This is a genomic window from Zobellella sp. DQSA1 (assembly GCF_041950555.1).
Lineage (GTDB): Bacteria > Pseudomonadota > Gammaproteobacteria > Enterobacterales > Aeromonadaceae > Oceanimonas.
Genome location: NZ_CP169531.1, coordinates 2,288,921 through 2,305,638 on the forward strand (window position 1 = coordinate 2,288,921; position 16,718 = coordinate 2,305,638).

The following is a 16,718-nucleotide window of genomic DNA, read 5'->3' on the forward strand; positions in this document are numbered from 1 at the left end:
GCTCCGGCTGGCACAATCAAAATGGAGAAAATAACAATGGCATTTGAACTTCCTGCACTGCCTTACGCCAAGAATGCTCTGGAACCCCATATCTCCCAGGAAACCCTGGAATATCACTACGGCAAGCACCACAACACCTACGTGGTCAACCTGAACAACCTGGTTCCCGGTACCGAGTTCGAAGGCAAATCCCTGGAAGACATCATCAAAACCTCTTCCGGCGGTATCTTCAACAATGCAGCCCAGGTGTGGAACCACACCTTCTACTGGCACTGTCTGGCTCCCAACGGCGGTGGCGAACCGACCGGCGCCCTGGCCGACGCCATCAAGGCCGCCTTCGGCTCCTTCGACGCCTTTAAAGAAGAGTTCACCAAATCCTGTGTGACCAACTTCGGCTCCGGCTGGACCTGGCTGGTGAAGAAGGCCGACGGCTCCGTGGGCATTGCCAACACCTCCAATGCCGGCTGCCCGCTGACCGACGGCGTGACCCCGCTGCTGACCTGTGATGTGTGGGAACACGCCTACTACATCGACTATCGCAACGTGCGTCCCGACTATGTGAAAGCCTTCTGGGCCCTGGTCAACTGGGACTTCGTGGCAGAAAACTTCGCCAAATAAGTTTTCGTCAGTTGAAAACACCCCGGCCTTCCGGGGTGTTTTTGTTGTTGCCTCTTTTTTAGTCAGCCAACTTGGGTGTAAAATGCGCCCTCTTTCGTTTCTACCCTCTTTAAAGTGAGTTAAGCCAAGTGAGTATGTCTGTTCCCCGTATCGGCTTCGTGTCTCTCGGTTGTCCGAAAAACCTGGTCGACTCCGAGCGTATCCTGACCCAGTTGCGTATCGAAGGTTACGATGTGGTGCCTTCCTACGATGATGCCGATCTGGTGATCGTCAATACTTGCGGCTTTATCGACAGCGCCGTACAGGAATCCCTGGAAGCAGTAGGCGAAGCCCTGAACGAGAATGGCAAGGTCATCGTCACCGGCTGCCTGGGCGCCAAGGAAGATCAAATTCGTGAAGTGCACCCCAAGGTGCTGGAGATCACCGGCCCCCACTCCTACGAGCAGGTATTGAATCATGTTCATCAATATGTGCCGCGTCCGGAATACAACCCCTTTGTCAACCTGGTGCCCGAACAGGGCGTCAAGCTCACCCCCAAGCATTTCGCCTACCTGAAAATCTCCGAAGGCTGCAACCACAAATGCACCTTCTGTATCATCCCCTCCATGCGCGGCGATCTGGACAGCCGTCCTATCGGCGAGGTGCTGAGTGAAGCCCGTCGCCTGGTGGCTGCCGGGGTGAAGGAGCTGCTGGTGATCTCTCAGGATACTTCCGCCTACGGGGTGGACGTCAGGCACAAGACCGGCTTCGCCGACGGTGCGCCGGTGAAGACCCATATCCAGGCCTTGTGCGAGGAGCTCGGCAAGATGGGGGTCTGGGTACGGTTGCACTATGTCTACCCCTACCCCCACGTGGACGATCTGATCCCCCTGATGCGCGACGGCAAGATACTGCCCTACCTGGATATTCCGCTACAGCACGCCAGCCCCCGCATCCTCAAGCTGATGAAGCGCCCGGGTGCGGTGGAGCGCACCCTGGAGCGGATCCGCAGCTGGCGCGAGATTTGCCCCGAGATCACCATCCGCTCCACCTTTATTGTCGGCTTCCCCGGCGAAACCGAGGAAGACTTCCAGATGCTGCTCGACTTTATCGAGCAGGCCGAGCTGGATCGGGTCGGCTGCTTCACCTACAGCCCGGTGGAGGGCGCCCGGGCCAACGAGCTGGCGGATCCGGTGCCGGAAGAAGTCAAGCAGGAGCGCTTCGAACGCTTTATGGCGCTGCAGCAGGCGATCTCCACCCGCAAGCTGGCACAGAAGGTGGGCAAGGTCATCGAAGTGCTGATCGACGAGGTGGACGAGGAAGGGGCCATCGGCCGTTCCAGTGCCGACGCCCCGGAGATCGATGGCCTGGTGTACCTCAACGGTGAAACCGGCCTCAAGCCCGGCGATCTGGTGCAGGTGACCGTCACCCATTCCGACGAATACGACCTTTGGGGCGAGCTGGTTTAAGTACCGGCTGCTCCCGGCAAAAAGCCCCGCCCGCGGGGCTTTTTTACATCTCTAACCCGATCCAGGTCATGTCATTTGTTATTAAGCAACACCATTATTGGCTTTTTTTTCTTCTTTCGAGTAATTTTTTTAGAGTTCAGTCATACTTTGGTATGGGGATACTCTTAACGCAATCGATTGTCCTGTATAGTGTATCCACTTTTGTTACGCCGCCCAGGGTTGTTCCTGGCCCGTCCCATCGAGCCCGGTTGTTCAGATGAATACATTAGAAAAAATTACAAAAAATATAGATAGTTTCAGCAAGTCTGAAAGGAAAGTGGCGGAAGTGATCCTGGCTTCGCCGCAGACCGCCATCCATTCCAGCATCGCCGCCCTGGCCAAGCTGGCGGATGTGAGCGAGCCGACCGTCAACCGTTTCTGTCGCCGCCTCGACACCAAAGGCTTTCCGGACTTCAAACTGCACCTGGCCCAGAGCCTGGCCAACGGCACCCCCTATGTAAACCGCCATGTGGAAGAAGACGACGGTCCCGAGTCCTATACCGCCAAGATTTTCGAATCCAGCATGGCTTGCCTGGACTCGGCCCGGCACAGTCTGGATCCCCAGGCGGTCAACCGCTGCGTCGACATCCTCACCCAGGCCAAGAAACTGTCGTTTTTCGGCCTCGGCGCCTCTTCCGCCGTGGCCCACGACGCCATGAACAAATTTTTCCGCTTCAACGTGCCGGTGCTGTGTTTCGACGACGTGGTGATGATGCGCATGAGCTGCATCGCCAGCTCCGAGGGCGACGTAGTGGTGCTGATTTCCCACACCGGCCGCACCAAGGCGCTGGTGGAAATCGCCCAGCTCGCCCGCCAGAACGACGCCATCGTCATCGGCCTCACCGCCAAGGACTCGCCCCTGGCCCGGGAGTGCACCATGGTGTTGTCGATGGACGTGCCGGAAGACACCGATGTCTACCTGCCGATGGCCTCCCGCCTGGCCCAGATGGTACTGATCGATGTGCTCGCCACCGGTTTTATCCTGCGCCGCGGTGGCAAGTTTAGGGAAAACCTGAAGAAGGTTAAGGAAGGGATAAAAAATTCACGTTTTGATAACCCCCACCTTTGATTTTGATCAAATGGCCGGCAAATACCGGCCATTTTTGTGACCGCGTCTACACTTTGACCCGGGCTTCGGTTATTATCGGTAACAATTTACAAAACCAAGGATGCAGCATCAGACCGTGAGCCAGCCATTCATCACCTACCGAGAGCCCATTGCGGCTCGATTGGCAACCCCAAGACTCCCGTCTGCAGACATCCGTCGTTCGTCCCCTATTCGCAGCCTGCCAGGCTTAAAAAGCAACTTGAACATCCCCTCTTTTTTTCATCTACATCTCAATTGGAGTCTCTTATGTTAAGACGTACCAAGATTGTCACCACCCTGGGTCCGGCTACCGATCGCGACAATAACCTGGAAGGTATTATCGCCGCCGGCGCCAATGTGGTGCGCATGAACTTCTCTCACGGTACTCCCGAAGATCATATGACCCGCGCCAACCAGGTAAGGGACATCGCCAAAAAACTGGGCAAGCACGTGGCCATCCTGGGTGACCTGCAGGGCCCCAAGATCCGCGTATCCACCTTCAAGGATGGTAAGATCCACCTCAATATCGGCGACAAGTTCGTGCTGGATGCGGATCTGCCGAAAGGCGCCGGTGACCAGCAGCAAGTTGGTATCGACTATAAAGAGCTGCCGCGCGACGTCAAGAATGGCGACATCTTGCTGCTCGACGACGGTCGGGTTCAGTTGCGGGTCGAGGGCGTGGAAGGCAACAAGGTGCTGACCGAAGTCACCGTGGCCGGCCCTCTGTCCAACAACAAGGGCATCAACAAGAAAGGCGGTGGTCTGTCTGCCCCGGCGCTGACCGAGAAAGACAAGGAAGACATCAAGACCGCCGCCAAAATCGGCGTCGACTACCTGGCCGTGTCTTTCCCCCGCACCGGCGAAGACATGCGCATCGCCCGTGAACTGGCCCGTGCCGCCGGCAGTAACGCCAAGCTGGTGGCCAAGGTTGAACGTGCCGAAGCGGTGGCCACCGACGCCGCCATGGAAGACGTGATCCTGGCTTCCGACGTGGTCATGGTCGCCCGGGGCGACCTGGGCGTGGAGATCGGCGACCCCGAGCTGGTGGGCGTACAGAAGAAACTGATCCGCACCTCCCGCCGCCTGAATCGGGTGGTGATCACCGCCACCCAGATGATGGAATCGATGATCACCGCCCCCCTGCCCACCCGGGCCGAGGTGATGGACGTGGCCAACGCCGTGCTGGACGGCACCGATGCGGTCATGCTGTCTGCCGAAACCGCCGCGGGCCAGTTCCCGATCGAAACGGTGAAGGCGATGGCGGAAGTCTGCCTGGGCGCAGAGAAGCATCCCAGCGTCAATGTGTCCAACCACCGCATGAACTTTACCTTCACCTCGGTAGAAGAAACCGTGGCCATGTCCACCATGTACGCGGCCAACCACCTGCAGGGTGTAAAGGCGATCGTGGCCCTGACCCAGTCCGGTACCACCCCGCTGTTGATGTCCCGCATCAGCTCCGGCTTGCCGATCTTCTCCCTGTCCCGTGAAGCCAAGACCCTGGCCTGGACCAACCTGTATCGTGGCGTGACCCCGGTCTACTTCAAGCCCGACGACAGCATGAGCCATGCCGAGATTTGTCGTGAAGCCCTGAGTACCCTGAAACAGGCCGGTTACGTCAACTCCGGTGATCTGGTCCTGCTCACCCACGGCGACATGATGGAAGTGGTCGGCAGCACCAATACCTGCAAGATCCTGACCGTGGAATAAGCGGCGAAAACCGTAAGCGTTAAGTGGTAAGAAACCCCGGTGCCGGAAACGGCACCGGGGTTTTGTCATTGGGTAAGGTTGAATTTATTCGACCGGGCTGGAACACGGTGCTGAGGATTGGTCGATTGAAATCAGCCCTACCCGATAGGCCGGGCATTTGCCCGGCCTCTGCTGTGACTGGCGGCCGGCGACTCAGGCCGCGTCAGACTTTTTTGGCATTTCTCGACTCAGAACCCCGGGGGCGAAGCTGTCCACGGCAATGGCGCGACGACGCAGCTCTTCCGCCTTGACCAGACGCTGGACTTCGGTATCGCTGATAATATCCTGCGCCCTCGCCTGCTCCAGCATCTGCTCGAAGGGCAGTTTGCGCGGCAGCCTGCCGGCCTTCTGCGCCTCCAGCAGCTTCTTCTCGATGCCCTGTATCGATACCATGGCCAGGAAGGCGGCCTCCACTTCACCCAGGCCCGGCTCGTTTTCCTTCGGTACATAGCACAACTGGGTCAGGCGGTCGCGTACCCCACCAGGGGTCATCAGCAGCTTGCAGATAGCCTGGGCGTGCTTGTCCAAGGGCTTTCTGTAGCGGTTGCCCAGCGGGAAAATCAGCACCTTCAGAGCCACCGCCACGGGCCGGTTGGGGAAGTTCTGGAAGAAACCATCCAGGGCCTCGCCAATCAGATGCAGGTTGCGGCTGAGTGCGTAGTGCACGAAGGGCAGTTCATCGGCACAGCGGCCGTTGTCCTCATAAAACTTCAGGGTGGCACTGGCCAGATAAAGGTGGCTCAGCACATCTCCCAGGCGGGCGGAGATCATTTCCTTGCGTTTGAGATCCCCCCCCATGATCAGCATCGACATGTCGGCGCACAGGGCCAGCGCCTTGCTCATACGGGCCAGTTGCTTGTAGTAGCGGCCGGTCTCTCCGGATACCGGGGCACCGTTGAAGCGCCCACCGGTCAGTCCCTGCCAGAAAGCACCGAACACGTTGCCGGCGGCGAAACCGATGTGCTGGAACAACAGTTGGTCGAACTGGTCCAGGCCGGCTTTCTCGTCCGGATTGGCCGCCGCTTCCAGTTCCTTCAGCACGAAGGGATGGCAGCGGGTGGCGCCCTGGCCGAAAATCATCAGGTTACGGGTGAGAATATTGGCCCCTTCCACGGTGATGGCCACCGGAATGCCCATGTAGTTGTGGGCCAGGTAGTTTTTGGGTCCCATCTGGATGGCCTTGCCCGCGTGCACATCCATGGCGTCGTCCATGGCGGTACGCGCCATTTCGGTCATGTGGTACTTGGAGATAGCGGTGACAATCGCCGGGCTTTCGTTTAGATCCAGCGCTCGGGTGGTCAGGCGGCGCGTCGCCTCCAGTTGGTAGGTCATGCCGCCAATACGGGCCAGGGCTTCCTGCACGCCCTCAAACTTGCCGATGGACAGGCCGAACTGCTTGCGCACATAGGAATAGGCACTGGTGGTACGGACCGCCAGGTGGCCGCTGGCAGTGCCCAGGGCCGGTAACGAAATCCCCCGCCCGGCGGACAGGCATTCCACCAGCATGCGCCAGCCGCGACCGGCATAATCGGGCCCGCCGATGATCCAGTCGAGGGGAATGAACACATCCTTGCCTCGGGTGGTGCCATTGAGGAACGCCAGCCCCATGGGGAAGTGACGATCGCCAATTTCCACCCCTTTGTGGCTGGTAGGGATCAGGGCACAGGTAATGCCGATGTCCTTGTTATCGCCCATCAGGCCGTCGGGATCATAAAGTTTGAACGCCAGACCCAGCACGGTAGCGCGCGGCGCCAGGGTGATGTAGCGCTTGTCCCAGTTGAGGCGGATGCCCAGCATTTCTTCGCCATTGTACTCGCCCTTGCACACCACGCCGCTGTCGGGAATGGCGCCGGCATCGGAGCCGGCTTCTGGCCCGGTCAGGGCAAAGCAGGGTACCTCGGTTCCCCTGGCCAGCCCCGGCAGCCACCGGTCCTTCTGCTCCTGGGTGCCATAGTGCATGAGCAGCTCACCGGGCCCCAGGGAGTTCGGTACCATGACCGTCACGGCGGCGCTGATACTGCGACTGGCGATCTTGGCCACGATGGTGGAGTTGGCATAGGCAGAAAAATCCCGGCCACCATAGGATTTGGGAATGATCAGCGAGAAGAAGCCTTCCCGCTTGATATAGTCCCACACCGGCTCGGGCAGTTCGCGTTCATCGTTGACGATATGATGATCGTCCAGCATGGCGAGCAGAGTTTCCACCTGGTTATCGAGGAACTGCTGCTCTTCCTCGGTCAGGCGGGAAGGACCATAAGCCGCCAGCTTGGACCAGTCCGGCTTGCCGCGGAACAGCTCGCCGTCCCACCAGACCGAGCCGGCCTCCATCGCTTCGCGCTCGGTGGCCGACAACGGCGGCAGTATTTTCTTGAAGGTGGCGAAAGCCGGCCCACTGATCCATTTCTTGCGTAAACTCATGATCCCTCTCCTTAGTAACCGGGATGGTAAATCAACAGGGCTTGGCGCCGACGCCACTGGCCAGGTAAGGAATCACCTTACGGACCAGCCCTTCCACATCTATTTCTTCGTTGAAATCGGTACGGGCAATGTCACGCAACGCCTCGCTGGAGGCCATGGTGAACACCACGGTACCCAGGGTGAAGTGCAACCGCCAGAACACGTCGGCGGAGGACAGCTCGGGCGCGGCCTTGTGGATGGCCTGGGTAAAATGCTCCAGCACCTCGCCATAGTGGTTGACGATAAACCAGCGCAGGAAGCCCTGGTTATCGATATAGCCCCGCCCCAACAACTGCAGGAAGATTTCGGGCCCTCGGCGCTTGATTTTGGTCAGCGCCATCAGCGGTGCCACAAAACAGTCGAACACCTGGTGCAGGGTGATCGCGGGCTCCGCCAGCAGGTGGGTCAAGGCAGCATCGGTACTGGGCATAAAGATGGCCAGGTAACGGTCCATCACCGCCTTGATCAGATCCTTCTTGGAGCCGAAGTGGTAATTGACCGAAGCCAGGTTGACATCGGCCGCGCTGGTGATCAGCCGCAGCGAGGTTTCACTGAATCCCTGCTCGGCAAACAACACCTCGGCGGCATCGAGGATCTTCTGCTTGGTATCTTTTCTGCTCACTGGCCACCTCAAAATAAAACAACTGTTTAAAATTTACGTTTCACTACCGGTTACTGTCAAGTTAAAAACGCATCGAAAAAATTTTACGTTATCCGGCATATTTTACGGGAACCTTCTGCTTTATCCCCGCTCCAATGTAATGCCACTGCAATTAAGCACTAAGTCTTTGCCCAGCCCTGCTGGGCATTTTTTTGGGTAAAATCCGGTGATGAGTCCGGTATTGTCAGACGAGGAGCCTATCATGACCCTGGCCGAAGCCCCGGCAGAAGTTCAACTGGCGGTGGATTTGATTGCATTGCTGGAAGTGAATGGGGTAAGTCCCGAGTTGGCGCTGGCCGCCCTGGCCATCGTTACCCGGGATTTCGAATGCAAACGGGAGCGGGAAGACGGGAGCCTGAAGCCAGGCGCTTAGTCACCAGCTTTTGGTAAGACGTAAAGTATCGGCCCAAAGGGCACTGCTCCTGCGGCACGTCGTGGGAGCTGATACTCGCCGTGTCGGCGGAGGTGGCTCCTGTTGCCTCTTTTCTACAGTTTCAGCAAACAACCCGACTTGTGACTAAAAGTCAGGCTGGAAGCCTTGCGCTTCCAGCCTCCGGCGTCAAACCGATTACGTCAGAGTTCTTCTTCGAGGTAGGCGTAGCCTTCCAGGCCGGCGGAAAGCTCCTTCAGCAGCATGGCTCGGGTTTCCTCGTCCAGATCCGGGTGGCTGGCCTGCAGCTCGTATTGGGCGTTGATCACGCTGGGATCGATGTCCACATAGCGCAACAGCTCGGCCACGTTGCTACCGGCCTTGATGTTGTTGATCTGCACCTTGCCCTGTTCATCCAGCACCACCTCGGCGCTGTGGGTATCGCCAAACAGGTTGTGCATGTCGCCCAGGATCTCCTGATAGGCCCCCACCAGGAAGAAGCCCAGGTACTGGGGCTGGCCGGGCACGAACTCCGGCATCGGCAATGTGGTTTCCACCCCCTGGCCGTCCACATACTGATCGATGGCACCGTCGGAATCGCAGGTGATGTCCAGGATCACCGCCCGCCGGGTCGGCGGACGATCCAGTCCGTCCAGCGGCAGTACCGGGAAGATCTGATCGATGCCCCAGGCATCGGGCAAGGACTGGAACAAAGAGAAGTTGACGAAGCACTTGTCCGCCAGCTTCTCGTTCAACTCGTCCATGATCGGCCGGTGCGCCCGGTTGACCGAGTCCAGCCTGGCCTTGATACCGAGGCAGATATTGAGGTGTACTTCTTCGGCCCAGGCCCGGTCCTGCAGGCTCATCAGCCCCATGTTGTACTGCTCGTGCACGTCGGCCAGCTCGGCCACGGTATCGTGGTAAATTTCGAGCAGAGGCGGATCTTCCCGGCACAGATCTTCCCAGGTTTCCCACATGTTCTGCAGCAGGAAGGGCGCATCGTCCGCCGGCGTTGCCGGCTGGGTCGGGGTAGCCGACTCGATGCTGATCACATTGGCCACCAGCAGGGCATGGTGGGCGGTAATGGCCCGGCCCGACTCGCTGATGATGCGAGGGTACGGCAGCTCGAACTCGCGACAGACGTTGCCGATGCCCCACACCACGTTGTTGGCGTATTCGCGCAGATTATAATTGGCGGAGCAGTAGCTCTGGGAACGGGTCCCTTCGTAGTCCACGCCCAGGCCGCCGCCCACGTCCACGATGTCCACCGGCACATCCAGCCGACGCAGCTCCGCGTAAAAGCGGCCACACTCGCGGATCCCCTTCTGAATATCGCGGATATTGGCAATCTGCGAACCCAGGTGGAAGTGCAGCAACTGCAGCCAGTCGATACAGCCGGCGGCCTTCAACTGGTTGACCAGGGCCAGCACCTGGGAGGCACTCAGGCCAAACTTGGACTTCTCGCCACCGCTGGACTGCCACTTGCCGGCGCCCTGAGACGCCAGCCGGGCGCGCACGCCCAGGCGCGGCGTCACATTGATACGCCTGGCTTCTTCCATCACCAGGGTCAGCTCAGACAGCTTCTCGATCACGATATAGACCTGGTGGCCCATCTTGGTACCGAGCAGCGCCAGGCGCACATATTCCTTGTCCTTGTAGCCGTTGCACACGATCACCGACTCGGTTTCATGGGTATGGGCCAGCACCGCCAGCAGCTCGGGCTTGGAACCGGCTTCCAGCCCCAGCCGGGGCTTGTCCTTGTAGGCCTTGGTGACCGCGTCCAGTACCCCCCGTTGCTGGTTGACTTTGATCGGGTAGACGGTCAGGTAGTCCCCTTCATAGCCATAATCTTCAATGGCGCCGTTGAAGGCGTTGAACAGGGCATCGATCCGGCTCTTGATAATATCGGGAAAGCGCAGCAACACCGGGGCAGCATAGCCCTCGGCCTTGAGCTGCTCGACCACCTCGGACAACACCACTTTTGCGTCGGGACGAGTCTTGTCGGGAGTAACGACGACCCGTCCCTGGTCGTCCAGATGAAAGAAACCAGCGCCCCAGTAAGGCAGGTTATAAACCTTGAGCGCATCGTTTGCGGACCATTCTGCCATGTTCTTTGTCCCCATCTATCGGTGTAAGGGCCATAGAAGATCCGGGCCTCGGCAGGCCCGGTGCGATAATTGTTTGACGCCTCGATGGTATCGAGAACCCGCTGCCCGGGGCAAAAATACTCAAAACAGCTCTGTTTTATAGTAACGGGTCTTACTGCCACTTACCCCGAAAGGTGCCATAAAAATCGGGGCAGGCGAGTGTACACAGAGACTTTAACCATGACCAGAGCATGACGATGGCAGAAGACAATTTTATTGCGCGGCCGGTACTGAACCGCCACCCCCGGCGCCTGCAGAAAATATTGGCCGCCACGACGACCCCGCTCCAGTTGCTCCCCGTTCGCGCCCAGGTTCCGGCTTTGCGAGGGCCGATGAGGGAAAATTTCGATGTTACGGGCATCCGCCGGCGGCTGACTGATGAAACCGCGGGCGTCGTTAAAGCCGCGCTCATGGGCTTCCACCATCTGCAACAGCTCGCCCCCTGTCATTGAATGATCATGGCGGCGCAATACCACCGTCACGGGGGTTTCCTAGTTTGAGAACCACTGCAAGGGAGGAATCCGTTATGTTATCCGTCGACACCCTGGCCGCCGAGTACCTGCCCAGATGGCAGCATGTCCCCGGCTGCAAAGCGCTGTTACGTTACCTGCTGCATGAGCAGGCGTTCATCGAGTTCGCCGAACAGTATCCTCACCTGCGCGGCCTCGACTTCGTCGAGCAGGTACTCGACTATTTCCGCTTTCAGGTAACCCTGCGCGAGCAGGAGCTGGAGCATATTCCGGCTTCCGGCCCGGTGGTGATCATCGCCAACCACCCCATCGGCTCCCTCGACGGTCTGGCCCTGCTCAAGCTGGTGTCCCGGGTCCGGCCCGACACCAGGGTCATCGCCAATCAGATGCTGGCCCGGTTGACTCCCTTGTCTTCGCTGCTGCTGCCGGTGGACAACATGACCGGCAAAACCGCCCGCACCCAGCTCGGTGCCGTTACCCACCACCTTGCTCAGGGCGGCGTGGTCATCGTTTTCCCCGCCGGCGAAGTCTCGCGCCTGGGTGCCAAGGGTATTCGCGACGGCCGCTGGCATTCCGGATTCATCCGCCTGGCCACCAAGGCCCGGGCGGCCATAGTGCCCGTCCATATCCGCGGACGCAATTCCGCCTTCTTCTATCTCAGCTCACTGACCTACCGTCCGCTGGGCGGCTTACTGCTGGTACGGGAAATGTTCCGCCAGCAGGACAAAGCGATCTCCCTGCGCATCGGCCAGCCGATTGGCTGGGAATGCTGTCGGCAGAGTAGCCTCACCGACAAGGCCCTCTGCCTGCTGTTTCGCCGCCACCTGTACCGGCTGGGCAAGGGCAAATCCGGCCTGTTCGCCACCCAGGTGGCGATAGCACCTCCCGAGCCGCGCCAGCAGCTGAAAAAAGCGGTGGAGCAATGTGAGTTGCTCGGCCAGACCCAGGACGGCAAGGCCATTTATCTGACCCGGGCCAGCCGGGCCGGCCATTGCGTGATATTGAGAGAAATAGGGCGACTGCGGGAACTGTCGTTTCGTGCCGTGGGGGAAGGCACCGGTAAACGGCGGGATCTGGACCCTTATGACGATGATTATTACCAACTGCTGTTGTGGGATCCGCAAGAGCTGGAAGTGATTGGCGCCTATCGCTTTATCCCCACTGCCGAACAACTCGCCCGAAAAGGCCTGAGCGGCCTCTACAGCCACCATCTGTTCGATTACGGCGAGGAGATGGAACCCTTCCTGGCCCGGGGCCTGGAGCTTGGCCGCAGTTTTATCCAGCCCGCCTACTGGGGCCGGCGCAGCCTGGATTACCTCTGGTTCGGCATCGGCGCCTTCCTCGCCCGCCATCCGCACTACCGCTACCTGTTCGGCCCGGTCTCGCTGAGCGCCGCCTTGCCGGTGGCCGCACGGGATCTGCTGGTGGCCTTCTACCGCCTGTACTTCCCGGCCACCGCCGCCCTGGCCCGTTCCCGTCGCCCTCTGCCGCCGACAGCACCCGCCCTGCGCGAGACCTTCGGCGGCAGGGATTACCAGCAGGATCTGACCCTGCTCAAACAGTTGCTGGACAATCTCGGGGCCGCCATTCCCACCCTGTACAAACAATATTCGGAGCTGTGCGAGCCGGGCGGCGTCCAGTTTATCGACTTCGGCACCGATCCGGATTTTGCCGACTGTGTCGATGGCCTGGTCATGGTAGACTTGCACCGGCTCAAAGCCAGCCGCTACCAGCGCTATATCGCGCCCCATCTGCCGGCGGACAAGACAGATACGGAAAAGTCAACGGTCGCTGTGGCCTAGGCTGCGCTCCGGGGCGATGTTATCCCGCAGCCGCTGCTTGATGTCCTTGGCCTCGGGAAAGCCGTTATCGACCACCCGGCACCAGATCAGCACGCCGTCCACATAAATCTGAAACTGGCCCTTGTCCCCCGGGATCAGGGCCACCTCCCCCACGTCGTCGGCAAAGGTCGACAATATCTCTTGGGCCAGCCAGGCCGACCGCAGCAGCCAGCGACACAGGGTGCAATAGCGGATCTCCACTCTGGGTTTCATGCTTTATCCTCCCAAAAGACGCAGCATGACCCAAGCCGCCGCCGGGGTAAAGAGCGAACGCGCGCCCTCGGACGCTTTCCATGCCCGTCAGTACAGGGACACCGTGGGCCATACCAGCCAGAGGCCGACGGCGCCGGCCAGCACCGCCGAGGCCAAGGCTCCCAGGGCCGCGGGCCAGGCTCCTCGGCCGCGCAGCCCCTGATCCACCAGCGGCGGCACCAGCGCCAGCGCCACCACCCACCAGTCCATGGGAATAAACTGCCAGCACAGGGCGAGCCAGAGCATATAGCCGGCGGTCATGTCCCTGTCGGACACCCCCCTGGTCAGCCCGGCCAGCCACAGGAAGCCAGCCAGCACCGCCAAGGCACCGCCAACCTGGGCCAGCAGCACGCTGCCACCGATGGCCACCACCAGACTGAACATGGCCGCCCCGGCCACGAAGCCGATTCCTAGCCCGGGACACGGGCGCCATTCCCGCCAGCCCTGCCACAACAAAAATGCCAGCAGGCCGATAATGGCCTCGGGATAGCGGGGCAGCAGGGCCCACAAGGCCAGCAGGAAAACACCGCCGGTCAGGATAAAACCCAGCCACCGCCCCGGTCCGGCCGGCACCAGCCTCGCCAGCGCCACCGCCCAGAACACGAAGGGGAACCAGTGAATGCCCCGGCTCGGCCAGAAGTACCAGCTCGATGCCCAGCCCAGGGTCACCCAGGTCGCTACCCCTGCAGCCCACCAGAATACAGACGGGCGCCACCAACCGATGGCGCCCGCGATCATGGCCGGCAGCAGGGTTTGAATCAGCAGATCCAAGCCCATGACACACCTCTCGAATTATTGACGAATGCCTTCGATAAACAGCTTGATGACCACCTCGTCACCCACGCCGGGCAGACCGTAGCTCATACCGAAGTCGCTGCGCTTGATCTGGGCCTCGGCGTTGAAGCCATTGCGATACCCGCCCCAGGGATCCGCGCCTTCCCCGATAAAACGCACATCGAAGGCCACCGGTTTGGTTACCCCGTGTACGGTGAGGTTGCCGGCCAGGGTGCCGCCGTCCTTGTCACCTTCATAACCGGTGCTTTCAAAGCTCAGGGTGGGATACTGGCGTACGTCGAAGAAATCGGGGCTGCGCAGGTGCTTGTCCCGGTCTTCATGGTTGGTGTCGATACTCTCGGCCTGAATGGTGAGACGAGCCCTGGCCGCGGTGGGGTTGTCACCGTCGAAATGATAGTCGCCCTCGAACTCGTTAAAACGGCCCACCAGGGTGCTGACTTCAAGGTGGCCCACCTCGAACACAACAGAGGTATGGGCGGGATCCACCTGGTAGTCGGCAGCCAGGGCGGGGCCTGCCAGCAGCAGGGAAGAGAACAACAGGGTAGCGGTGGTTTTCATAACGATCTCCGTCATTATTTATATGCTGCGTATCATTCGCAGATTTCTGTTCGCTGTTGATAGTAGAGTGAGTTGCAAATGAGAACAATCTCGCCTGAAATAAAACATTATCTACTAATAGTAAATAATACTATGCTTGAGTCAGCGTCTGCATCGAGCCGGTGACCGACACGAAGCACAGGCCCAACTCGGCACTATGGCGGTCAGGTGCCAGTGAAAGCATAGTTCGAAGAGAAAGGCAGGCAGAGAGAAGAGGCTAAAAAATACCGGCGCTTACGCGCCGGCTCGGGACCAGCTCGGCAGAACAAATTCAGGTCCCTAAAGGGCAATGCTCATGCAAGCACCCAGGGACGGCCGGATTCCAGCCTAATAAAACCCGTACCGCATCGCCGCTTGCATCAGCCCGGTCACTCTATAGGTTGCACATGTATGAATGAAATGAATTATTAACATTTTCACATGGTAAATTTAAATATTACTACTGATGCGGTCTCTGCCAGGGTAGCAACCACGGATCAACGGTGATGCGTCGCTTCAAGCAACGCCATGCATGCTGAAAACAGGAAAAAATCCTGCACACCGGTGGCAACGGCCAGTCACCGCGTCCAGAGCAGGCAACAGAGGAGATCGTGATGGACCAGCTTTCCGCTATCCGGGTGTTTTGCAAGGTGGTCGAGCTGCAAAGCTTTACCAAGGCCGCTCAGCAACTGGAGTTGTCGGTAGCCATGGTATCCAAGCAGGTCAGTTTGCTGGAGCAGCATCTCAACGCCCGGCTGCTGATGCGCACCACCCGCCGGGTCAGCGTCACCGAAGCCGGGCATCTTTATTACGAGCGTTGCCACGCCATCCTGGCGGAGCTGGAACAGGCCAATGCCCTGATATCGGCACACAGCCACCAGCCCAGCGGTCGCATCCGCATCTCGGTGCCCATGGATTTCGGCAACCTCAAGGTGGCGCCACTGCTGGCGGAATTCAATCGACGCTATCCCGATATACAACTCGATCTGGAATACAGCGATCGGCTGGTAGCCCTGGTGGAGGAAAACTTCGATCTGGCGCTGCGCATCGGTACCCTGGCCGACTCCTCGTTGATCGCCCGGCCACTGGCACAGGTGTCGCTGCTCACCTGTGCCGCCCCCGACTACCTGGCCCGACACGGTACCCCCACTCACCCGGAGCAGCTCAATGAGCATAACTGCCTGCTCTATACTCTGAGCGAACCCCAATGGCTATACCGTCACCATGACCGCCATTATCACATCAGGCCCAAGGGAATCATGCGGGCCAACACCGGACGCGCCCTGGCGCTGGCTGCCAGCCAGGGTATGGGGATCATCATGCAGCCCCTTTTTATCGTGGAGGATTATCTGGCCAGGGGGGAATTGCAGCCCGTGCTGGAGGACTTTCAGTTGCCGGTGCTCACCCTGAACCTGGTGTACCCGCACCGGCACTTTCTGCCCAGCCGGGTCAAATGCTTCGTGGACTATATGGAAGACTGTTTCAAGCACTAGCGGCACCATCGCCGCTAGTGTTCAATTCAGCGCACCACGCCGCTCAGAAACTCCTGGCGGGTATCGGGCCGGCTCTTGAAGATGCCGCCCAGGGAGGTGGTGGTGGTGGTGCTGGTGGCATCCATCACCCCGCGCGCCTTGACGCAGTAATGGGTGGCGGTGATGCTGACCGCCACGTCCTCGGACTCCAGTAGCGTCTGCAGCGCCACCAGCACCTGCTGGTTCAGTCGCTCCTGCACCTGGGGCCGGCGGGCGAAAAACTGCACTATACGGTTGATTTTGGACAGACCGATCACCTTGCCGCGGGGAATGTAGGCCACGGTGGCGGAGCCATCGATGGTCACGAAGTGATGTTCACAGGTGCTGGTCAGGGTGATGTCCCGAACCTGCACCATTTCATCTACTTTCATCTTGTTGTCGATCAAGGTAATTTTCGGGAAATGAGCATAATCTAGCCCGGAAAAAATCTCCCGGACATACATTTTGGCAATTCGCGCCGGGGTTTCGGCCAGGCTGTCGTCAGTCAGGTCAAGCCCCAGCACATCCATCATTTCGGTCATCAGCCCGGTGATGCGGGCTTGTTTTTCGTCCAGGGTCAGGTTGTTAGCCCGCATAGGGGTTTCCAGCCCCCGGGCCTCCAGGGCGGAACGAACCCGGATAGCGGCATCACTCAAAGCGGTCATGGCAGTCTCCGTTGGAGAGTTGAAAAATGAAAAAC

Annotated in this window: 15 protein-coding genes; 7 read left to right on the forward strand and 8 right to left on the reverse strand. The window is 59.5% G+C overall.

Going from position 1 to position 16,718, the window contains the following annotated elements:
• Positions 1-36: 36 nt before the first annotated feature.
• From sodB to pyk, 4 genes are all read left to right on the forward strand, one after another.
• Complete coding sequence (gene sodB / locus ACEVBK_RS11190) at positions 37-618, forward strand: superoxide dismutase [Fe] (protein ID WP_375055031.1); 582 nt, start codon at positions 37-39, stop codon at positions 616-618.
• Between the two features lie 134 nt (positions 619-752).
• Positions 753-2,066: a 30S ribosomal protein S12 methylthiotransferase RimO gene (gene rimO / locus ACEVBK_RS11195; RefSeq protein ID WP_375058551.1), complete on the forward strand. Its 1,314-nt coding sequence runs from the start codon at positions 753-755 to the stop codon at positions 2,064-2,066.
• A gap of 256 nt (positions 2,067-2,322) precedes the next feature.
• Entirely contained in the window at positions 2,323-3,174 is an 852-nt protein-coding gene (locus ACEVBK_RS11200) for a MurR/RpiR family transcriptional regulator (protein ID WP_202083562.1), read from the forward strand.
• Positions 3,175-3,459: 285 nt separating this feature from the next.
• Positions 3,460-4,899: a pyruvate kinase gene (gene pyk / locus ACEVBK_RS11205; protein ID WP_375055032.1), complete on the forward strand. Its 1,440-nt coding sequence runs from the start codon at positions 3,460-3,462 to the stop codon at positions 4,897-4,899.
• 192 nt (positions 4,900-5,091) lie between these two features.
• Here pyk and ACEVBK_RS11210 read toward each other — a convergent pair whose 3' ends face one another.
• Both ACEVBK_RS11210 and ACEVBK_RS11215 read right to left on the reverse strand, forming a co-directional pair.
• Positions 5,092-7,356 carry an acyl-CoA dehydrogenase gene (locus tag ACEVBK_RS11210; RefSeq protein WP_375055033.1) on the reverse strand — a complete coding sequence of 755 codons (2,265 nt, stop codon included), beginning with the start codon at positions 7,354-7,356 and terminating at the stop codon, positions 5,092-5,094.
• Between the two features lie 31 nt (positions 7,357-7,387).
• Entirely contained in the window at positions 7,388-8,017 is a 630-nt protein-coding gene (locus tag ACEVBK_RS11215) for a TetR/AcrR family transcriptional regulator (RefSeq protein ID WP_375055034.1), read from the reverse strand.
• A gap of 241 nt (positions 8,018-8,258) precedes the next feature.
• On the opposite strand from ACEVBK_RS11215, the gene ACEVBK_RS11220 reads away from it, so the two are divergent.
• Complete coding sequence (locus ACEVBK_RS11220) at positions 8,259-8,429, forward strand: DUF2496 domain-containing protein (protein ID WP_375055035.1); 171 nt, start codon at positions 8,259-8,261, stop codon at positions 8,427-8,429.
• A 200-nt stretch (positions 8,430-8,629) separates the two neighbouring features.
• On the opposite strand, the gene speA is transcribed toward ACEVBK_RS11220, so the two are convergent.
• On the reverse strand, positions 8,630-10,534 hold the full coding sequence (gene speA / locus ACEVBK_RS11225; protein ID WP_375055036.1) for a biosynthetic arginine decarboxylase: 1,905 nt from the start codon (positions 10,532-10,534) through the stop codon (positions 8,630-8,632).
• 161 nt (positions 10,535-10,695) lie between these two features.
• Positions 10,696-11,055, reverse strand: a complete 360-nt coding sequence (locus tag ACEVBK_RS11230; protein WP_375055037.1) for a DUF6363 domain-containing protein — start codon at positions 11,053-11,055, stop codon at positions 10,696-10,698.
• Between the two features lie 44 nt (positions 11,056-11,099).
• On the opposite strand from ACEVBK_RS11230, the gene ACEVBK_RS11235 reads away from it, so the two are divergent.
• Complete coding sequence (locus ACEVBK_RS11235; RefSeq protein WP_375055038.1) at positions 11,100-12,845, forward strand: lysophospholipid acyltransferase family protein; 1,746 nt, start codon at positions 11,100-11,102, stop codon at positions 12,843-12,845.
• On the opposite strand, the gene ACEVBK_RS11240 is transcribed toward ACEVBK_RS11235, so the two are convergent.
• The 3 genes from ACEVBK_RS11240 to ACEVBK_RS11250 all read right to left on the reverse strand — a co-directional run bounded on the left by ACEVBK_RS11240 (position 12,825) and on the right by ACEVBK_RS11250 (position 14,489).
• On the reverse strand, positions 12,825-13,097 hold the full coding sequence (locus ACEVBK_RS11240; RefSeq protein ID WP_375055039.1) for a SelT/SelW/SelH family protein: 273 nt from the start codon (positions 13,095-13,097) through the stop codon (positions 12,825-12,827). The two genes, ACEVBK_RS11235 and ACEVBK_RS11240, sit on opposite strands and share 21 nt — an antisense overlap.
• Before the next feature lie 87 nt (positions 13,098-13,184).
• Positions 13,185-13,907, reverse strand: a complete 723-nt coding sequence (locus ACEVBK_RS11245; protein ID WP_375055040.1) for a hypothetical protein — start codon at positions 13,905-13,907, stop codon at positions 13,185-13,187.
• Between the two features lie 21 nt (positions 13,908-13,928).
• Complete coding sequence (locus ACEVBK_RS11250; protein WP_375055041.1) at positions 13,929-14,489, reverse strand: YceI family protein; 561 nt, start codon at positions 14,487-14,489, stop codon at positions 13,929-13,931.
• A 632-nt stretch (positions 14,490-15,121) separates the two neighbouring features.
• Here ACEVBK_RS11250 and ACEVBK_RS11255 point away from each other — a divergent pair.
• On the forward strand, positions 15,122-16,000 hold the full coding sequence (locus ACEVBK_RS11255; protein ID WP_375055042.1) for a LysR family transcriptional regulator: 879 nt from the start codon (positions 15,122-15,124) through the stop codon (positions 15,998-16,000).
• Positions 16,001-16,026: 26 nt separating this feature from the next.
• On the opposite strand, the gene folE is transcribed toward ACEVBK_RS11255, so the two are convergent.
• Positions 16,027-16,683, reverse strand: a complete 657-nt coding sequence (gene folE, locus ACEVBK_RS11260; RefSeq protein ID WP_375055043.1) for a GTP cyclohydrolase I FolE — start codon at positions 16,681-16,683, stop codon at positions 16,027-16,029.
• Between the last annotated feature and the right edge of the window lie 35 nt (positions 16,684-16,718).

Excerpts from the sequence above, each read along its gene's own strand:
- sodB (WP_375055031.1), top strand. The coding sequence starts at position 37 with ATGGCATTTGAACTTCCTGCACTGCCTTACGCCAAGAATGCTCTGGAA.
- rimO (WP_375058551.1), top strand. The coding sequence starts at position 753 with ATGTCTGTTCCCCGTATCGGCTTCGTGTCTCTCGGTTGTCCGAAAAAC.
- ACEVBK_RS11200 (WP_202083562.1), top strand. The coding sequence starts at position 2,323 with ATGAATACATTAGAAAAAATTACAAAAAATATAGATAGTTTCAGCAAG.
- pyk (WP_375055032.1), top strand. The coding sequence starts at position 3,460 with ATGTTAAGACGTACCAAGATTGTCACCACCCTGGGTCCGGCTACCGAT.
- ACEVBK_RS11210 (WP_375055033.1), bottom strand. The coding sequence starts at position 7,356 with ATGAGTTTACGCAAGAAATGGATCAGTGGGCCGGCTTTCGCCACCTTC.
- ACEVBK_RS11220 (WP_375055035.1), top strand. The coding sequence starts at position 8,259 with ATGACCCTGGCCGAAGCCCCGGCAGAAGTTCAACTGGCGGTGGATTTG.
- speA (WP_375055036.1), bottom strand. The coding sequence starts at position 10,534 with ATGGCAGAATGGTCCGCAAACGATGCGCTCAAGGTTTATAACCTGCCT.
- ACEVBK_RS11235 (WP_375055038.1), top strand. The coding sequence starts at position 11,100 with ATGTTATCCGTCGACACCCTGGCCGCCGAGTACCTGCCCAGATGGCAG.
- ACEVBK_RS11240 (WP_375055039.1), bottom strand. The coding sequence starts at position 13,097 with ATGAAACCCAGAGTGGAGATCCGCTATTGCACCCTGTGTCGCTGGCTG.
- ACEVBK_RS11250 (WP_375055041.1), bottom strand. The coding sequence starts at position 14,489 with ATGAAAACCACCGCTACCCTGTTGTTCTCTTCCCTGCTGCTGGCAGGC.
- ACEVBK_RS11255 (WP_375055042.1), top strand. The coding sequence starts at position 15,122 with ATGGACCAGCTTTCCGCTATCCGGGTGTTTTGCAAGGTGGTCGAGCTG.
- folE (WP_375055043.1), bottom strand. The coding sequence starts at position 16,683 with ATGACCGCTTTGAGTGATGCCGCTATCCGGGTTCGTTCCGCCCTGGAG.